Raw genomic sequence first — 17,791 nt, 5'->3', positions numbered from 1 at the left:
GCTGCGATCTCATGCGCCGAGAATGGGCGCGCACCCTCGGCGCACGCATCCTCCGAACGAATGATTGCAGGGGTGGAGTTATGGCCGAAGGGCGCTTACGCCGCCGCCATCTGCGCCCTGATCTCGCCGCGCAGCGCGTCGAGCACGGTCAGTCCGCCCTCGCGCTCGACATGCCAGAAGGTCCAGCCGTTGCAGGCCGGCAGGCCCTGGGCAAGCGCGCCGACCTTGTGGATCGAGCCGACTGCCGGGCCGAGGATCAGCGTGCCGTCGGCGCGTATCACGGCCTTGTAGCGCCGCTTCTCGTCATGGACCGTCTCGCCGGCCTTCACCAGCCCGGCTTCGACCAGGCTGAGGAACGGCACGCGCGGCTCGCTGCGCTTGGAGGGCGCGGTGGAGAAGGCCTCCGGTGCCAGCGGCGTCACTGCATCGATGCGCTCGCGCGCCGCCTTGGCATAGACCGGATCGCGTTCGAGCCCGATGAAGCGGCGGCCCAGCGCCTTGGCGACGGCGCCGGTCGTGCCGGTGCCGAAGAAGGGATCGAGAATCACGTCGCCGGGATTGGAAGCGGAGAGCAGCACGCGGGCGAGCAGCGCTTCCGGCTTCTGCGTCGGGTGCACCTTGGCGCCGCTCTCGTCCTTCAGGCGTTCATCGCCTGTGCACAGCGGCAGATACCAGTCCGAGCGCATCTGCAGGTCGTCATTGCCGCCCTTCAGCGCCTCGTAATGGAAGGTGTATTTCGAGCTCTCGCCGCGGGCGGCCCAGATCAGCGTCTCATGCGCATTGGTGAAGCGCCGGCCGCGGAAATTCGGCATCGGATTGGCCTTGCGCCAGACGATGTCGTTCAGCATCCAGAAGCCGAGATCCTGCAGCGTCGCGCCGACGCGGAAGATGTTGTGATAGCTGCCGATCACCCACAGCGCCCCGTCCGGCTTCAGGATGCGGCGTGCGGCCGACAGCCAGTCGCGGGTGAAGCGATCGTAGTCCGAGAAGGAGGCGAACTTGTCCCAGTCGTCGTCGACGGCGTCGACGAGGCTGTCGTCGGGCCGGCGCAGATCGCCACCAAGCTGGAGGTTGTAGGGTGGATCGGCGAAGATCAGGTCGACGCTCGCCGGCGGCAAGGCGTTCATCGCCGCGACGCAGTCGCCGACGAGGATCTGATCGAGCGGCAGTTCCTGCGGAACGCCGATTTGTTCGGGAAGGCTCCTGGCCTTCATCCGAGCCCCCAGCGCTGGCCGTCCGGTACGCGAAACCTGAATCCGGACGGGAGCGCTGGCGGTCCCGGTACGCGAGATACCCATGACGCCAAGACCGTTACGCAACTTCAACGAGCGCGATATTGGCCGGACAGGGTAAAGGCCGGGTTTCCGCTTTGAAAAAAATGCGTCCCGTTTTGGGGCTGCAGATTTTGCCTACATCATTGGAGATGAAGGGAAATTCCTAACGGCAATTAACGTCTGGACCTGTCCTTGGGGCAGGTGCCGAGGGCGTGGGACGACGGTCGCCGCTCCCGTCATTGCGAGGAGCGAGAGCGACGAAGCAATCCAGGTGGAGTGGGTGGGCCGTTGAACCCAGTCCCCTGGATGGCTTCGCGACGTTCGCAATGACGGCGGAGACCGCCAGAACCCTACCGGAACCAGACGCCCTTCACGGGAGCGAAGGAATAGCGATGCTCGGGGCAGGGGCCGTGTTCGGCGATGGCCTTGCGATGCTGCGGCGTCGCATAACCGACATGGCCCGAAAAGCCATAGGCAGGATAGCGCCGACACAGCCGCGCCATCATCCGATCGCGCGTAACCTTGGCGACGATCGAGGCAGCCGCGATGGAGGCCACGGCGCCATCCCCCTGAATAATCGCCTCGCAGCCGCAGCTCAGCTGCGGCGGATCGTTGCCGTCGACCAGCACATGCAGCGGCGCGAGTGGCAGAGCGGCCACCGCCCGGCGCATCGCCAGCAGCGTCGCCTGGCGGATGTTGAGCGCGTCGATCTCGACTGCCGTGGCGCTGGCGACGGCTACGGCGAGCGCTCGCTCCATGATCTCGCCGAAGAGTTCCTCGCGGATCGGCGCCGGCAGCTTCTTCGAATCGTCGAGGCCATGCGGCACGCGGGCCGGATCGAGGATGACGGCCGCAGCCACGACCGGACCGGCGAGCGGCCCGCGCCCAACCTCATCGATGCCGGCCAGCGGCCAGAGGCTGTTGGCGATGGCGTGTGTCTCGCGGCTGAAATCAGCGGGCATGGCGGGCTTATGCAACAGAGTGCCGTTTCGAGCTAGACCGCTGTCGTCCTCCTCCACCGACATCCCGGACAAGCCGCCCAGGGCGGCGCCGATCCGGGATCCATGCCCGAGCCTTTAATAAGAGGGGCTCCGGAATCGATCGCTGGTCCACGCTTCGCTGCGCCCGGGATGACCTCCGCGCGTGTCCATTCAAAACAGGCTCAGCTGCGCCTTCTCCTTCTCGGGCTTCACGAACAGGTCCGTCCGCAGCCGCCGGCGCGCGGTGTTGAAGCCGATGCGCTCGGCCGCCAGCTCGAAGCGCCGCCCGATCATCCAGGCATAGGGGCCGGAGCCGACCATGCGCTGACCCCATTGCGAATCGTAGTCCTTGCCGCCGCGCGTCGAGCGGATCAGCGACATCACATGCCTGAGCTTGTCGGGATGGTGCGCCAGCAGCCATTCCTGCACGATGTCGCGCACTTCGAGCGGCAGCCGCAGCAGTACATAGCCGGCCTCCTGTGCGCCCGCCGCCTTGGCAGCGTCGAGGATGCGCTCGATCTCGTGCTCGTTGATCGCCGGCACGATGGGCGCGACCAGCACCGTCACCGGGATGCCGGCCTCGGACAGCTTGCGGATCGTCTCGAGCCGCTTGGGCGGCGAAGCGGCACGCGGCTCCATGCCCCGCGCCGTCTTCGGATCGAGTGTCGTCACCGAGATCGCGACCTTGACCAGCCCCTTCTCCGCCATCGGCGCAAGGATATCGATGTCGCGCTGGACCAGCGCCGATTTGGTGACGATGCCGACCGGGTGGTTGAACTTCGAGAGCACCTCCAGGATCTGGCGCATGATCCTGAGCTTCTTCTCGATCGGCTGATAGGCATCGGTGTTGGTGCCGATGGCGATGGTGCGCGGCTGGTAGGAGGGGGAGCAAAGCTCCTTCTCCAGCAAGGCCGCGGCATCGGGCTTCGCCGTCAGCTTGCTCTCGAAGTCGAGGCCGGGCGAGAGCCCGAGATAGGCGTGGGTCGGCCGCGCGAAACAGTAGACGCATCCATGCTCGCAGCCGCGATAGGGATTGATCGAGCGGTCGAAGGAGATGTCCGGCGAGTCGTTGCGCGTGATGATGCTGCGCGCCTTCTCGTAGGCGATCTCGGTCTTGAACGGCGGCAGCTCTTCCAGAGAGCCCCAGCCRTCATCTTCGGTGACGCGCTGCTCCGCTTCGTAGCGCCCGCCGGGATTGACCGTGGCGCCGCGTCCGCGCCGCCGCTCCGGGTCGATGCGATGACCGGCATAGGCGAGCGGATCGGCCGGCGCGACGACCGGCGCCGAGACGGTCGGCTCCCTGTCGTGCCGGCGCAGCGGCTGAGCCGCCGGATAGGGCCTTTCGGTGGGTCTGGCCTGGGGCATGGCTTTCGAACCGGTTCATGTGCCGGGAATCGGCACGCTCTGGTCTCAGATAGAGTGAACATAACAGGAACAAAAGGCAAGAGCTGCATTGCGACGTGCTGCGCTGCGGCATAGAACACTGCGTATGCTCACAGCCGTGATCCGCGCCGATGGTTCCCCGCGAGCTCTCGCCGCCACGCTGGCCGTGCTGATCCCGGCGGTGGCGGAAGGCTTGCTCGGCCATGCGGTGATCGTCGACACAGTGGGCGCTCCCGATTTCGAGCGCGTCGCCGACACGACCGGCGCCTGCTATCTGCGCATCGGCCCGGCCGAGGCCTGGCAGGGAGGAGCCACCGTGGCGCGCGGCGATCGGCTCGTGCTGTTCGAGGCCGGCGACGTGCCACAGGCACATTGGGCGCTGGTGGTCGAGCGCCATCTGCTCGTCACGCCGGAGGTGCCGGCCCTGATACCGCTGCACGCCGCCCGCGCCGCGCTGCTCGAGCGCGTCGCGCTGTCCTTTGCCGGGCTCAGGCTCCGGTCCGGGCTCGTGCTGCCCAAGGCGATGGTCATGGAAGGGCGCCTCGACCAGGCGCCGCAACGGTTGCCGGTGTGGCGCGAGCGGGCCGGGTAGGGCAATGGCCGGGCCGGCATGACATCGCGTCGTACTCCTCCTAGGCTGGAGCTGTCGGGAGGCTGACATGACGATACCGAGCGAGATTCTTCTGGCGAGCGATCTTTCCTCGCGCACCGACAGGGCGGCGGATCGCGCGCTGCTGCTGGCGCGGGAATGGCATGCGAAACTTGCGATTCTGCATGTCGTGAGTGCAGCGGAGCAGGCCGGTTCCGCCGTTGCGATGGCGGCGTGGCGGGACGAGCTGCCGTTGGCAGCGGGCGAAGCGGAACTGCTGGTTCGCAGCGGCTCATTGCCGGATGTCCTGGCAGAACTGGCCGCCGAGCGTGGCAGCGGGCTGATCGTGACCGGCGTGGCTCGCTACAACGACGTCCGCGACTACGTGGTGGGCACCGCCGTTGACTATATCGTTCGCAGGGCGGCTGTTCCGGTGCTGATCGTCCGCCGGCGCGCCGACCGCCCTTACGGGGCGATCGTCGTCGGCACGGATTTCTCGGAGGGCTCGCGCCGGGCTCTGCTGGCGGCGGCGGAGCTCTTCCCGCAGGCGCGCCTGCTTCTGGTCCATGCCTATCCCGGCCCCGGCCCCAGGACCGATTTCCAAGGCAAGGGCGATTTCCTGCGGGCTGAGGCCGAGGCCGGGATGACGGCCTTCCTCGACGCGGCAAAGCTTCCGGCGAGCCTCAGCGCACGCCTCGATACGCAGGTCGTCGAAGGTAATGCCACTGCGGCCATCGAGCGCTGCCGCGCCGCGGCCGGAGCGCAATTGGTCGTCGTCGGCCGCTACGGCCAGGGCGGCTTTTCCGAAACGGTGATCGGCAGCACCGCCGAAACGATCTTGGGCACGGTCCGGGCCGACATCCTGATCGCGCCCGGCGCCTGATCATCCATATGAGCTAACCGGGCTCGGATTCGGGCAGGCCGTGCGAGGATGCCTATACCTGGTTGCGGAAGGTGTCGCAGCTCTGCATCGAGCCCGACTGGAAGCCGGTGTTGAACCACTTCGTCCGCTGGGCCGAGGAGCCGTGGGTGAAGGAATCCGGCACGACCACGCCCTGCGCCGCCCTCTGCAGCTTGTCGTCGCCGATCGCGGAGGCGGTGCGGATCGCCTCCTCGATATCGCCCTGGTCGAGGCGGCCCATGGCCTGGATGTTGTGAGCCCAGACGCCGGCGAAGCAGTCGGCCTGCAGCTCGATCCGCACCGAGATGGCGTTGGCGTCCCGCTCGGACGAGCGCTCGCGGAGTTGGTTGGCCTTGGGCAGGATGCCGAGCAGGTTCTGGATGTGGTGGCCGACCTCATGGCCGATCACATAGGCATAGGCGAAATCGCCGCCGCCGCCGAGCTTGCGCTGCATCTCCTGGAAGAAGGAAGTATCGAGATAGACCTTCTTGTCCACGGGGCAGTAGAACGGTCCCATCGCCGATTGAGCGGTGCCGCAGCCTGAACGGTCGACGCCGGAGAACAGCACGAGCCGCGGCGCCTGGTAGCGGATATTGGCCTGTTGCGGCAGGATCTTCGTCCAAACGTCCTCGTTCTGTGCCAGCACGGCCGAGACGAAGCGGCCCATCTCGTCCTGCGGTGGTCCGGAGGAGCGGCGGGTTTCCTGCGTCTGTTCGCGTCCTCCGATGCCACCAATCATCTCGGCGCCGCCGATCAGCAGGCGCGGATCGATGCCGAGCGCCCAGCCGAGCAGGCCGAGCACGACCATGGTGCCGATGCCGATGCCGCCGCGCCCGCCGGGCATGCCGGCGAAGCCGCCGCCACCACCGCCGCCGCGCCGGTCCTCGAGATTCTCGGACTGGCGATAATCTTCCCACTGCATGGACGGTTCCTCGACGAAACTCCCCGCAATCTCGCCGGGAGATGCAGGGAACTCAAGCCGTCATTGCAGGTTCCGGCTGAACGAAGCCTGACGGCCTCCGGCTTGCCTAGTGATAGCCGCTGTCGGCCCTGACCTTGCCGCGGAAGGTCCAGTACACGAAGGCGGTGTAGAACAGGATCATCGGCAGCAGGAACGAGACGCCGATCAGCACGAAGATATGGGAGGAGGGCGCCGCCGCGGCATCCCAGATCGTGACGCCGGGCGGAACCAGATAGGGGAAGTTCGAGATCGACAGCCCCAGGAAGCAGAGCAGGAAAATCGCGACCGTCAGCGCGAAGGGCGTGAACTCATGCGCGCCATGGAGCCGCCGCCAGGCGAGATAGCCGCAGAGCGCCGTCAGCACCGGGAAGGGCCAGAGCCAGACGAGATTGGCCGGGGTGAACCAGCGCTCGGCGATGCGCGGATGCGCATAGGGTGTCCACAGCGAGACCAGCACCGCGAAGGCCAGCAATCCCAGCAGCAATGTCTTCGCCTGCCGCCGCGCCCGTTCGGCGACCGGGCCGTCTGTCTTGTAGAGCAGCCAGGTCGCGCCGAGCAGGGCGTAGCCGACGATCACACCGGCGCCGCACATCACCGTGAAGGGCGTCAGCCAGTCGAGCGGGCCGCCGGCGAACTGGCCGTTCTTGACGGTGACGCCCTGAATCAGCCCGCCGAGCACAAGGCCCTGCGAGAAGGCGGCGACGGTCGAGCCCAGCCAGAAGGCAAAGTCCCAGCGCCGATGGTGCGGCTTGGCGACCCAGCGGAATTCGAAGGCGACGCCGCGGAAGATCAGCGCCAGCAGCATCAGCGTGATCGGGATGTAGAAGGCCGGCATGATGATGGCATAGGCCTGCGGGAAGGCGACCCAGAGGCCGCCGCCGCCCAGTACCAGCCAGGTCTCGTTGCCGTCCCAGAACGGGGCGACCGAGTTCATCATCTGGTCGCGCTCGCCTTCGTCCTTCGTCGTCGGGAACAGGATGGCGATGCCGAGGTCGAAGCCGTCGAGCACGACGTAGAGCATCACGGCGGTGCCGATCAGCACGGCCCAGATGACCGGAAGATACCATTCCATCGTCGTGGCTCCTCAGATCGCCGGCTGGATCTTGTCGTCGCTGGGGCGGCCGTCGCCGAAAATCGTGGCGGCCTCCCCCTGCACGGCCTTGAGCGTGCGTTTCGAGGGCTGCTCGGGAGCGTCTGCGCCGCCGATTTCGTCCGGTCCCTTGTCGATCAGGCGGTTGATCAGGAGGATGCCGGCCGTGAACACCACCGAATAGACGCAGACGAACAGGATGAGCGAGATCGCGACCTGCGTCGCCGTGACCGGCGAGACTGCATCGGCCGAGCGGATGATGCCCGTCGCCAGCCAGGGCTGGCGGCCGACCTCGGTGACGAACCAGCCCGACAGGATGGCGAGGAAGCCGGCGGGCCAGGAATACTGCGCGATCCAGAGCCAGCGCCGCGATTCGAACACCGTGCCCTTGCGCCAGAGCCAGGCGCCGATCCAGCCGAACAGGATCATCAGCATGCCGATGCCCACCATCGAGCGGAAGGCGAAGAAGGGGATCAGGACCGGCGGCCGGTCCTGCACGGCGAAATCCTTCAGGCTCGGGAAGAGCGCGTTCATGCTGCCATGGGTGACGAGGCTGGCGACGCCGGGGATCGAGATCTCGAACCGGTTGAGTTCGGCCTTCTCGTCGGGCCAGGCGAAGAGCACGAGAGCGCCGGGCTTCGAGGAATCCCAGTGCGCCTCGATCGCGGCCAGCTTCGCCGGCTGGTAGGTCGCGGTGTCGCGGCCGTGGAAATCGCCGATCACCGCCTGCAGCGGCGCGGTCAGCGCTATCATCAGGATCGCCATCCGCACCATCGTCTTGGCCGATTCGGTGCGGTGCCCGGCGAGCAGATGACGTGCGCCGGTCGCCAGCACGACGAAGGCGGTCGTCAGATAGGCCGCGGTCATCATATGGGCGAAACGCAGCGGGAATGTCGGATTGAAGACGATCTTCACCCAGTCGACCGGATAGGCGATGCCGTCGCGCACCTCATGTCCAGCCGGATACTGCATCCAGCTATTGGCCGAGAGGATCCAGAAGCCCGAGAGTGCCGTGCCGCCCGCGACGATCAGCGCCGAGGTGAAGTGCAGCCAGGGCGGCACCCGCTTCCAGCCGAACAGCATCACGCCGAGGAAGGAGGCTTCGAGGAAGAAGGCCGAGAGCACCTCGTAGCCGATCAGCGGCCCCACGACATTGCCGACCGCGGTCGAGAACCGGCTCCAGTTGGTGCCGAACTGGTAGGACAGCACGATGCCCGAGACCACGCCCATCGCGAAGGAGACCGCGAAGATCTTGGTCCAGAACCGGGCGAGCAGGTGGAACTTCTGATCGCCGGTCTTCAGCCAGAGGCCGAGCAGCGTCGCGATATAGGCGGAAAGCCCGATGGTGAAGGCGGGAAAAACGATGTGGAAGGAAACGGTGAAGGCGAATTGAATGCGCGAAAGCAGAAAAGCGTCGAGTTCCATCGCAAGGCTCCGGCCGGCTGCCGCCTTGGGGCGGCTCGAAACGACTCTTCTGAGGCAGCATCGTCGCTCTTGCCCAGATTAGTCAAATTCGAAGCCCGGCGAGGCGCGGCAATGTCGCAGGCGCCGGGCCGCGTTGTCGCAGGGGCGGAAAATCCACAGCCTCCGCCGGTGACGGATGGGCGCCAGGCTCCGCGCCCGCTTGCTCGAAACGGAATGCCCCTCTCGCCCCTGCGGGGACCTCGCGCTACTCGTATTCGCCCTCGATATCCTTGCCGGTGTAGTCCGTCATCAGCGCCGTCGCGATCAGGCTGAGCACGGCGCAGGCGAGGATGTAGAACGAGATCGCATAGGCCGTCCCATACTTGGCGAACAGCCAGGCGGCGATGAGCGGAGCCGGGCCGCCGGCGATCACCGAGGCGAGCTGGTAGCCGAGCGAGGCGCCGCTATAGCGCAGGCGCCCGGTGAAGGATTCCGCGATCAGCGCCGCCTGCGGTCCATACATCATGTCATGCGGCACGAGCGAGATGACGATGGCGAGGAAGATCATCGCCGCCGAGCCGGTATTCAGCATCCCGAAATAGATGAAGCCGAAGGCGCCGGTAGCTGCGGCGCCGATCATATACATGCGCCTGCGTCCGATCAGATCGGAGATGTGACCGAAGAGTGGGATCGAAACGAACGACAGGATCGAGCCCGCCAGCACGGCGACGAGCAGAAAGTCGCGCGAGACCTTCAGTGTCCCGACGCCATAGGCGAAGACGAAGGCGGTGAAGATGTAGAAGGGCGCCTGCTCCGCCATGCGCAGGAGCGCGCAGAGCAGAATCTCCCTGGGCTGGCGCCGAACCACCTCCAGCATCGGCGCGCGCTCAACCTTGTTTTCGGCGACGAGCCTGCGGAATATCGGCGTTTCCATGATGCCGAGCCGGATCCAGAGGCCGATCGCGACGAGCACGAGGCTCAGCAGGAATGGAACCCGCCAGCCCCAGGTCAGGAATTGATCGCCGGAGAGCCAGCTGAAGGCGAGGACCGCGAGATTGGCGAGGAAGAGGCCGCAAGGCACGCCGAACTGCGGCCAGGACGCGATGAAGCCGCGATGGTTGGATGTCCGCGCCCATTCCATCGAGAGCAGTACGGAACCGCCCCATTCGCCGCCGACCCCGACGCCCTGGACGAAGCGCAACACCGTCAGGATGATTGCGCCCCAGATGCCGATGCTCTCGTAGGTCGGGACGAGTCCGACGAGGAAGGTCGCGATTCCCATCAGCATGAGCGTGGCGATGAGCGTCGATTTGCGGCCGACGCGATCGCCATAATGGCCGAAGATCGCCGCGCCGACTGGCCGGGCGAGAAAACCGACCGCATAGATGGCGAAGGCCTCCAGCGTGCCGACGAGCGGCTCCGATCGCGGGAAGAACAGCCGGGCGAAGACCAGGCCGGTCACCGTGCTGTAGAGGAAGAAATCATACCATTCGATCGCGGTCCCGATCGTGCTTGCGACGATGGCACGTCGAAGTTGCCTGCCATGCTCTTCTTCGGACAACGTGCCGACGCCAAAATCGATGGCTGCCATGGTCAGCCTCCAAGCATCGATGGTCCGCTGCGCAGGCCGCTGCAAAATCAAACAATATTATATCGCAAATTGTCGGAAATGGCCATTTTCTCAAGCGCTGGCGGTTGGGCAATCGCTTCAAGTTGATCGACCGTCCCGTGGTTCCCGGCGGAGGCCACCGGCATTGCGAGCAGCGTCAACGCGAAGCAATCCAGGGGCTACGGCGCGAGCCCTTCCGGGTTGCTTCGCTTTCGTTCCCGATGACGCGGCGGTGGTTGCGGTCTCGAGGCATTCACACCGGGGATGCCTTAAGGTAAAGCGGTCGCCTGGAGATGGCCGGTTTCCAATGCTCTCCGCGCCATTCCGGCCTGCCCATCGTCGCTAACGGCCTCTGATCCCGCTCAGGACGCTTGGTGATCGCTGGTTTGGCAGGCCCAGTCCGGTCCCCGCGACTGCAAGTGCGACTCGGCGGCCGTCATTTCGCATCTTTCAATTCCGTTCTGTATCGAGATTTCCTGAGATTATGCTGGCCACGAGCGTGCGAGCTGGGATAGCATCCAAGATGGTCTGAAGCATCCGTTCAATTTTTTCTGCCTGGAACGTTAAAGCCTTCCGACGGGTCCGCAGGCCAATACTGCTTGCGTTGGCTAACCGATTAATTTCGTGCGACGAAATCGGTTCTCGCCGCATTCGGCGAGAAGTCGCTCGCGCATGTCTTTGGGGAATGGGGTCTGCCAAGTATTGGAGGGTCACATGGTGTCTAGTTGTGAACCGAACGGAATACCGACGACCACTCGAGAAGGCCTGCAACAAGCATTGAACGGTTGGCGCGCGCGATCCAGCGCCGCGCTGCTCGGTACGGCAGCGCTGATATCGCTGGCCTTGGCCGGCCCGGCCATCGCTCAAGCGCCTGCTCAGCCGCCCGCGCAGCAGCAACGACCCAACATCGTCGTCATCATGGGCGACGACATCGGCATCTGGAACATCGGCGCATACCACCGCGGCATGATGGCGGGCCGCACGCCGAATCTCGACAAGCTTGCCGCCGAGGGCATGCTGTTCACCGACTACTATGCCGAGGCGAGCTGCACGGCCGGACGCGCCAACTTCATCACCGGCGAGCTGCCGATCCGCACCGGGATGACCACGGTAGGACAAGCGGGAGCACCCATCGGCTTGCCTGCCCAAGCCGTGACGATCGCCACCGCGCTTAAGGGCATGGGCTACGCCACCGGCCAGTTCGGCAAGAACCACCTTGGCGACAAGAACGAATTTCTGCCGACGGTGCACGGCTTCGACGAGTTCTTCGGCTATCTCTATCACCTCGATGCGATGGAAGACCCCTGCCATCCGAACTACCCGCAGAACCTCAGGTCGCAGGTCGGCCCTCGCAACATGCTTCACACGTTCGCGACGACCAACGACGACCCGACGGTCGATCCGCGTTGGGGCAAGGTCGGCAAGCAGTCGATCGCGGACGCGGGCGAACTGTGCCCGAAGCGCATGGAAACCGTGGATGACGAAATCCGCGACCTTTCCTTCAGGTTCCTCGACAAGGCCAAGGCGGACAACAAGCCGTTCTTCCTCTGGCTCAATCCGACACGCATGCACATCGTCACGCACCTGTCGCCCAAATACGAGGCGATGCGGAACTCGACCAACGGCTGGAGCATTCACGAAGCCGGTATGGCTCAGCTCGACGACGACGTCGGCCTGGTGATGAAGAAGCTCAAGGACATGGGCGTGGATGACAACACCATCGTCATCTTCACCACCGACAACGGCACCGAGGCGTTCACCTGGCCGGACGGTGGACAGACGCCATTTGCGCAGAGCAAGGGCACGATCATGGAAGGCGGGTTCCGTGCACCAGCGATGATCCGTTGGCCGGGCAAGGTGCCGGCGGGCAAGGTCGAGAACGGCATCGTCTCCGGGCTCGACTGGTTCCCGACATTGCTGGCCGCGGCGGGCAACCCGAACATCGCCGAGGAGCTGAAAAAGGGTAAGCAAATCGGTGACCGCACCTACAAGGTCTATCTGGACGGCTACAATCAGATGGATCTGATCACCGGCAAGGGCCCGTCGAACCGAAACGAGATCTGGTACTTCGGGGAAAGCGAGCTCGGAGCGGTGCGTATCGGCGACTACAAGTATCGTTTTATCGACCAGCCCGACGGCTGGCTCGGCGACAAGACCAAGGCGGACGTGCCCTATCTGACCAACCTTCGCCTCGATCCGTTCGAGCGCACGGGCTGGCCGGAAAACGGTACCAAGTCCGGATCGCAGGAATACTTCCAGTGGTTCAAATACGAATTCTGGCGCTTCGTATTCGTGCAGGACCAGGTCGAGAAGCTGGCCATGACGGCGATCGAGTTCCCGCCGATGCAGAAGGGCGCAAGCTTCAATCTCGATGCCGTGAAGGCGAAAATCCAGGCCGCCCAAGCGGCGATGGCCAAGTAAGGATCGCCATGGCAGGCTGCAGGAAGTGATGCTCATCGCGGCGGGCGGCTCGGACAGGGCCGCCCGCCAGTCGGTGCGAGGTCATCCAGAATACGCGCGGTGTTTAGGGATGGCCGCTGAGGATCGATCTCGCCCCACCGGCAAACCAGCAGCGGCGGCAGGACTATGGGCTCGGGGGCCGCTGCCGCTCACTGACGGTTCGAAGCAGGACCGAAACGAGATTTCCGCTTGCCCGCCCACCACCGCCAATCTGGAGGCCTGGCTTCGGTTCTAGGAGCCTGCCGCAAGCGCGGCCTTGAGGGCGCGCAGGTCGCGCCAGGCAAGGCGCTTCTGCAGCGGCTGCCGCAGCAGATAGGCCGGATGCAGCGTCGCGATGGCGCGGATGCGCCGGGAGCCGGTGTCGTACTCCACCCATTGTCCGCGCGAGCGCAGGATGCCGCTGAAGCCGAGCAGCCCCTGCGCGGAGGGACCGCCGACGCAGACCAGGATGTCGGGGTCGGCGAGCTCGATCTGGCGCTGGATGAAGGGCAGGCAGATCGCGACCTCCTGCGGCGTCGGCGTGCGGTTGCCCGGCGGCCGCCAGGGCAGGAGGTTGGCGATGTAGACGTCGTTCTGGCGGCTGAGCCCGATCGCCGCCAGCATCCGGTCGAGCAATTGGCCGGAACGGCCGACGAAGGGGAAGCCGAGCCGATCCTCGTCGGCGCCGGGGGCTTCGCCGACCATCATCACCCGGCCTTCCGGGTTGCCGTCCGCGAAGACGAGGTTCTTGGCTGTCGCCTTCAGGGCGCAGCCTTCGAACTTGGCGAGCGCTTCCTTCAATTCGTCGAGCGTGCGTGCCTCGCGGGCGAGCGCACGAGCGCTGACTGTCGCGTCGTCAGGCGCGGTGGCTGCCGCCGCGATCGGCCGGGCAGGGGCGGCCGGTCGGCCCGGCAGGGGGCGCAGGCGCGGCTGGCCGGCGCCGGCGGAGGGGGGCGGTTCGGCGAAATGATTGCGCGGCGTCTCGTCGAGCGCCTCGGTCACGCCCATCTCGGCGTACCAGCTCAAAAGCTCGTAAGGGTCTGGCGCGTCGGGGCAGACTGTATCGGACAGGCTCATCCGCGCATCCTATACGCTGCAAAGCCGCTTCGCGAGCCAACGCAGTTGCAAAATGGAACGGGCGCTTGGATAGAGGGGTTCCAGACTGGATGGAAGCCGAGCGTTGAACGAGTCGGCGAAACAGTTCATGTATAAACTAATCGCGCGATGCGGGTTGCCAAGGCGGAGGGCAGGATGGATCTCAAGGAAGCGCAGAGCGAACCGCGCGAGAGCATGGACTATGACGTCGTCATCGTCGGCGCGGGCCCTGCGGGTCTGGCGGCTGCGATCCGGCTGAAGCAGCTCGACGAGAACATCTCGGTCGTCGTGGTCGAGAAGGGGGCCGAGGTCGGCGCTCACATTCTCTCCGGCGCCGTCATCGATCCGATCGGCCTCGACCGCCTCGTGCCGGATTGGCGCGACGATCCCGAACGCCCCCTGACCACCGAGGTCAAGGAAGACGTCTTCTGTTTCCTCACCCAGCCGAACGGCATCCGCCTGCCGAATTTCGGCATGCCGTCGCTGATGAACAATCACGGCAACTTCGTCGGCTCGCTCGGGCTGGTGGCGAAGTTCCTGGCCGCCCGCGCCGAGGCGCTGGGCGTCGAGATTTATCCGGGCTTCGCCGCCGCGGAACTGCTCTACAACGAGGACGGCTCGGTCGCCGGCATCGCCACCGGCGATATGGGCATCGCCAAGGACGGTACCGTCTCCGACCGCTTCACCCGCGGCATGGAATTGCGCGGCCGCTATACGTTGCTGGGGGAGGGCGCGCGCGGCTCGCTTTCAAAGATCGCGATCAAGAAGTTCGGTTTGGACGCCGGCCGCGAGCCGCAGAAATACGGCATCGGCCTCAAGGAGCTCTGGCAGGTCAAGCCGGAGAAGTTCCACAAGGGCCGCGTCCAGCACTCCTTCGGCTGGCCGCTCGACAACAGCACCGGCGGTGGCTCTTTCCTCTACCATTTCGACGACAATCTGGTTTCCGTCGGCTTCGTCGTGCATTTGAACTATCAGAATCCGACGCTCTCGCCCTTCGACGAATTCCAGCGCTTCAAGACCCACCCGCTGATCCGCGACACCTTCGAGGGCGGCAAGCGCATCGCCTATGGTTCTCGCGCCATCACCGAGGGCGGTTTTCAGTCGGTGCCGAAGCTGACCTTCCCGGGCGGCGCGCTGATCGGCTGCGCGGCGGGCTTCGTCAATGTTCCCCGCATCAAGGGCAGCCACAACGCCGTGCTCTCCGGCATGCTTGCGGCGGAGAAGCTCGTCCCGGCGCTGCAGGCCGGCCGCAGCCATGACGAGGTCGTCGAGATCGAGACGAGCTGGCGCGACAGCGCCATCGGCAAGGACCTGAAGCTCGTCCGCAACGTCAAGCCGCTCTGGTCGAAGTTCGGCACGCTGGTCGGCATCGGGCTCGGCGGCATCGACATGTGGCTGAACCAGCTCTTCGGCTGGTCGCCCTTCGGCACGCTGAAGCACGGTAAGCCGGACTACGCGACGCTGAAGCCGCTCGCCGAGGTCGAGCCGATCACCTATCCGAAGCCGGACGGCAAGATCTCCTTCGACAAGCTGTCCTCGGTCTTCCTCTCCTCGACCAACCACGAGGAGGATCAGCCGGCGCATCTGAAGCTCACCGACCCCTCGATCCCGATCGGGAAGAACCTGCCTGTTTACGGCGAGCCGGCGCGGCTCTACTGCCCGGCGGGCGTTTACGAGGTCGTCTACGAGAATGCCGAGACGAAGAGCAATCCGCGCTTCGTGATCAACGCGCAGAACTGCGTCCACTGCAAGACCTGCGACATCAAGGACCCCGCCCAGAACATCACCTGGACGGTGCCGGAAGGCGGCGGCGGGCCCGGCTACGCGAATATGTGATCGGCTGACTCAGCCAATCCTACGAAAAAGGGCGCGCCGGGAGGCGCGCCCTTTAGTCTTTTGGAAAAGGCTGTCAGCCATTGCGCACGACCGGAGCCGTCGGCTTCGGCTCGTCCTTGGCGAAGCCGGCGAGAAGAGTGACTGCGGCAAAGCTCAGAACAATCTTCTTCATTGGAACGATCCCAATAATGTCGCCGCGTGAACTGCAAGCAGACGAAATATAGACTCGATATCCTTTGCCGATGACCAATGTTTTCTCGCTGAACCCTGCGGGGAAAACGGGTTCGTTGGGACTGTTGCGCCGCCGCTACGAAGCCGCCGCATTCGCGCTGAGCCCCGCTTGCCGGCTCGCCCGGAAACCGCCATCTTGGCGGCCTACGCGAGCCATCACGGTCCGCCGAATGAGCGCCCGGAGCATTGGGCGGCGGACCGAGGGAGAAGAGCAGTCGTGACATTTCTGAAGAAGGTGCGTGCCTCCGGTACGGCTGCTGCCTTGTCGTTGTTGATGGTTCTGCCGGTGGCCGCCGCGGCCCAGGGAGCGACTGCGCCGCGTTCGTCTGATTCGCTGGAGCCGGCCGACAGCCTCGAAGGGAATTATCTCGCCGCTATCGTGGCGGGTGCCTCGCGCGATCTCGGTGCGGCCTCGGTTTATCTGCGCGAAGCCGTACGGGAAGACCCGCGCAACAGCGAGTTGCTGGAGCGCGCTTTCGTCGCCTTTCTCGCCGACGGCGCCATGCCTGACGCCTTCCGCGCCGCCGACAAGCTGATCCAGCAGGATCCGAGCAATGGCCTGGCGCAGCTTGTCATCGGCATCCGCTCGATCAAGCAGAAGAGCTACCAGACCGCCCGCAATCATCTCCAGCGCGGCGGTCGCGGCCGGGCGGCCGACATCACGGCCACGCTCCTTTCCGCCTGGTCCTATCTTGGATCCGGCAACTCCAAGCGCGCCATCGAGACGCTGGAGCGTCTGAAGGGCGAGCCCTCCTACAACCTCTTCCGCGACTATCATGCTGGCCTGATTCTCGACGCCGCCGGGCGCAAGGCGGAGGCCGAAAAGCGGCTGAAGGCCGCCTACGACGCCGAAAAGACCACATTGCGCCTCGTTGATCTCTGGGCGCGCTTCCAGGCCCGCAGCGGCGATTATGCCGGCGCGGCCGTGACCTATGCCGATTTCGACCGGCTACTGCCCAACCACCCGATCATCCGCGAAGGCATGTCGCTGGTTTCGAAGAAGGAGGCGCCGCCGCGCCAGATCCAGACGCCGCAGCAGGGCGCGGCCGAGGTGCTCTACGGGCTCGCCAGCGCCGGCAATCGCCAGGGCGACGAGGCCGCTGCTCTCCTCTACCTGCGCATGGCGATCTATCTGGATCCCGGTCATGACCTCGCCATCCTGACGCTGGGCGACATCCTCGAGCGGGCTCGCCAGCCCGAGGATGCGGTCGCGGTCTATGACAAGATGCCGGCCTCCTCGCCGCTGCGCTCGAACGCCGAGATCCAGGCGGGCCTCGCGCTGGAGAACCTCGGCAAGCCCGACGAGGCCGTGAAGCACCTGCAGAAGGTCATCGCGGAACGGCCGGACGATGTCGACGCGCTCGCCGCGCTGGGCAATATCTATCGCTCGCGCAAGCAGTTCGCCGAGGCGGCCGCCGCCTACGACAAGGCCATCGACAAGCTCGCCTCGCCCGGCCGCGCCAACTGGGATCTCTACTATTTCCGCGGCATCGCCCGGGAACGTATCAACCGGTGGCCGGAGGCCGAGGCCGATCTGCGCAAGGCGCTGGAATTGCTGCCCGATCCGCTCGGCCGCGAGCGCGCGCTGGTGCTGAACTATCTCGGCTATTCGCTGGTCGACAAGCACCTCAAGCTCGACGAGGGGCTCAGCATGCTGCGCCGCGCCGTCGAGTTGCGCCCACGCGACGGTTACATCATCGACTCGCTCGGCTGGGCCTATTACCGGCTAGGCCGTTACGAGGATGCCGCTCGCGAGATCGAGCGCGCGGCCGAGCTGCGCCCCTCGGACCCGGTGATCAACGACCATCTCGGCGATGTCTATTGGCGCACGGGCCGCCAGCTCGAGGCGAAGTATCAGTGGAACCATGCCCGCGATCTCAAGCCCGAGCCCGAGGATCTCGAGAAGATCCAGCGCAAGATCGAGCGCGGGCTGGAAGATCCTTCGGCCAATGTGGTCGACGAGGCCAAGAAGGACGGCGGCTGACGCTGATCACCGCGC

At 65.5% G+C, this 17,791-nt stretch carries 13 protein-coding genes; 5 read left to right on the top strand and 8 right to left on the bottom strand.

All coding sequences use genetic code 11. The features are described 5' to 3' along the window. Nucleotides 1-95: 95 nt before the first annotated feature. The 3 genes from AB4Z10_RS02830 to AB4Z10_RS02820 all read right to left on the bottom strand — a co-directional run bounded on the left by AB4Z10_RS02830 (nt 96) and on the right by AB4Z10_RS02820 (nt 3,619). Complete coding sequence (locus AB4Z10_RS02830; protein ID WP_441468832.1) at nt 96-1,298, bottom strand: site-specific DNA-methyltransferase; 1,203 nt, start codon at nt 1,296-1,298, stop codon at nt 96-98. A gap of 326 nt (nt 1,299-1,624) precedes the next feature. Further along, nucleotides 1,625-2,236: a ribonuclease HII gene (locus AB4Z10_RS02825; protein ID WP_441468831.1), complete on the bottom strand. Its 612-nt coding sequence runs from the start codon at nt 2,234-2,236 to the stop codon at nt 1,625-1,627. 189 nt (nt 2,237-2,425) lie between these two features. Beyond that, nucleotides 2,426-3,619 carry a PA0069 family radical SAM protein gene (locus AB4Z10_RS02820; protein ID WP_441468830.1) on the bottom strand — a complete coding sequence of 398 codons (1,194 nt, stop codon included), beginning with the start codon at nt 3,617-3,619 and terminating at the stop codon, nt 2,426-2,428. Nucleotides 3,620-3,743: 124 nt separating this feature from the next. Here AB4Z10_RS02820 and AB4Z10_RS02815 point away from each other — a divergent pair, with 124 nt between their 5' ends. Both AB4Z10_RS02815 and AB4Z10_RS02810 read left to right on the top strand, forming a co-directional pair. Next, nucleotides 3,744-4,229 (top strand): hypothetical protein, encoded by a 486-nt coding sequence (locus tag AB4Z10_RS02815; protein ID WP_441468829.1) that lies wholly within the window; start codon nt 3,744-3,746, stop codon nt 4,227-4,229. Between the two features lie 67 nt (nt 4,230-4,296). Then, complete coding sequence (locus AB4Z10_RS02810; protein ID WP_441468828.1) at nt 4,297-5,109, top strand: universal stress protein; 813 nt, start codon at nt 4,297-4,299, stop codon at nt 5,107-5,109. Nucleotides 5,110-5,161: 52 nt separating this feature from the next. On the opposite strand, the gene ypfJ is transcribed toward AB4Z10_RS02810, so the two are convergent. From ypfJ to AB4Z10_RS02790, 4 genes are all read right to left on the bottom strand, one after another. Continuing rightward, nucleotides 5,162-6,049, bottom strand: a complete 888-nt coding sequence (gene ypfJ, locus AB4Z10_RS02805) for a KPN_02809 family neutral zinc metallopeptidase (RefSeq protein ID WP_441468827.1) — start codon at nt 6,047-6,049, stop codon at nt 5,162-5,164. 106 nt (nt 6,050-6,155) lie between these two features. Continuing rightward, a complete protein-coding gene (gene cydB, locus AB4Z10_RS02800; protein ID WP_441468826.1) occupies nt 6,156-7,160 on the bottom strand; it encodes a cytochrome d ubiquinol oxidase subunit II in 1,005 nt (334 codons plus the stop codon). A 12-nt stretch (nt 7,161-7,172) separates the two neighbouring features. Continuing rightward, nucleotides 7,173-8,603, bottom strand: a complete 1,431-nt coding sequence (locus tag AB4Z10_RS02795) for a cytochrome ubiquinol oxidase subunit I (protein ID WP_441468825.1) — start codon at nt 8,601-8,603, stop codon at nt 7,173-7,175. A gap of 244 nt (nt 8,604-8,847) precedes the next feature. After that, nucleotides 8,848-10,173 (bottom strand): MFS transporter, encoded by a 1,326-nt coding sequence (locus tag AB4Z10_RS02790; protein WP_441468824.1) that lies wholly within the window; start codon nt 10,171-10,173, stop codon nt 8,848-8,850. A gap of 861 nt (nt 10,174-11,034) precedes the next feature. Here AB4Z10_RS02790 and AB4Z10_RS02785 point away from each other — a divergent pair. Next, entirely contained in the window at nt 11,035-12,612 is a 1,578-nt protein-coding gene (locus AB4Z10_RS02785; protein WP_441468823.1) for an arylsulfatase, read from the top strand. 270 nt (nt 12,613-12,882) lie between these two features. Here the strand turns inward: AB4Z10_RS02785 and AB4Z10_RS02780 are convergent, their stop codons facing one another. After that, entirely contained in the window at nt 12,883-13,707 is an 825-nt protein-coding gene (locus AB4Z10_RS02780; RefSeq protein WP_441468822.1) for a uracil-DNA glycosylase, read from the bottom strand. Nucleotides 13,708-13,881: 174 nt separating this feature from the next. Here AB4Z10_RS02780 and AB4Z10_RS02775 point away from each other — a divergent pair, with 174 nt between their 5' ends. Next, nucleotides 13,882-15,561 (top strand): electron transfer flavoprotein-ubiquinone oxidoreductase, encoded by a 1,680-nt coding sequence (locus tag AB4Z10_RS02775; protein ID WP_441468821.1) that lies wholly within the window; start codon nt 13,882-13,884, stop codon nt 15,559-15,561. A gap of 448 nt (nt 15,562-16,009) precedes the next feature. Then, nucleotides 16,010-17,776, top strand: coding sequence for a tetratricopeptide repeat protein (locus AB4Z10_RS02770; protein WP_441468820.1), 1,767 nt, complete (start codon nt 16,010-16,012; stop codon nt 17,774-17,776). Nucleotides 17,777-17,791: the final 15 nt, after the last annotated feature.

The sequence above is a fragment of the Allobosea sp. RAF48 genome (assembly GCF_052114025.1).
Classification (GTDB): Bacteria; Pseudomonadota; Alphaproteobacteria; order Rhizobiales; family Beijerinckiaceae; genus Allobosea.
The sequence above is the reverse complement of the archived record's forward strand: the minus strand, read 5'-3'. Positions and strand labels throughout refer to the sequence as shown.

Excerpts from the sequence above, each read along its gene's own strand:
- AB4Z10_RS02830 (WP_441468832.1), bottom strand. The coding sequence starts at position 1,298 with ATGGGTATCTCGCGTACCGGGACCGCCAGCGCTCCCGTCCGGATTCAG.
- AB4Z10_RS02825 (WP_441468831.1), bottom strand. The coding sequence starts at position 2,236 with ATGCCCGCTGATTTCAGCCGCGAGACACACGCCATCGCCAACAGCCTC.
- AB4Z10_RS02815 (WP_441468829.1), top strand. The coding sequence starts at position 3,744 with ATGCTCACAGCCGTGATCCGCGCCGATGGTTCCCCGCGAGCTCTCGCC.
- AB4Z10_RS02810 (WP_441468828.1), top strand. The coding sequence starts at position 4,297 with ATGACGATACCGAGCGAGATTCTTCTGGCGAGCGATCTTTCCTCGCGC.
- ypfJ (WP_441468827.1), bottom strand. The coding sequence starts at position 6,049 with ATGCAGTGGGAAGATTATCGCCAGTCCGAGAATCTCGAGGACCGGCGC.
- cydB (WP_441468826.1), bottom strand. The coding sequence starts at position 7,160 with ATGGAATGGTATCTTCCGGTCATCTGGGCCGTGCTGATCGGCACCGCC.
- AB4Z10_RS02795 (WP_441468825.1), bottom strand. The coding sequence starts at position 8,603 with ATGGAACTCGACGCTTTTCTGCTTTCGCGCATTCAATTCGCCTTCACC.
- AB4Z10_RS02790 (WP_441468824.1), bottom strand. The coding sequence starts at position 10,173 with ATGGCAGCCATCGATTTTGGCGTCGGCACGTTGTCCGAAGAAGAGCAT.
- AB4Z10_RS02780 (WP_441468822.1), bottom strand. The coding sequence starts at position 13,707 with ATGAGCCTGTCCGATACAGTCTGCCCCGACGCGCCAGACCCTTACGAG.
- AB4Z10_RS02775 (WP_441468821.1), top strand. The coding sequence starts at position 13,882 with ATGGATCTCAAGGAAGCGCAGAGCGAACCGCGCGAGAGCATGGACTAT.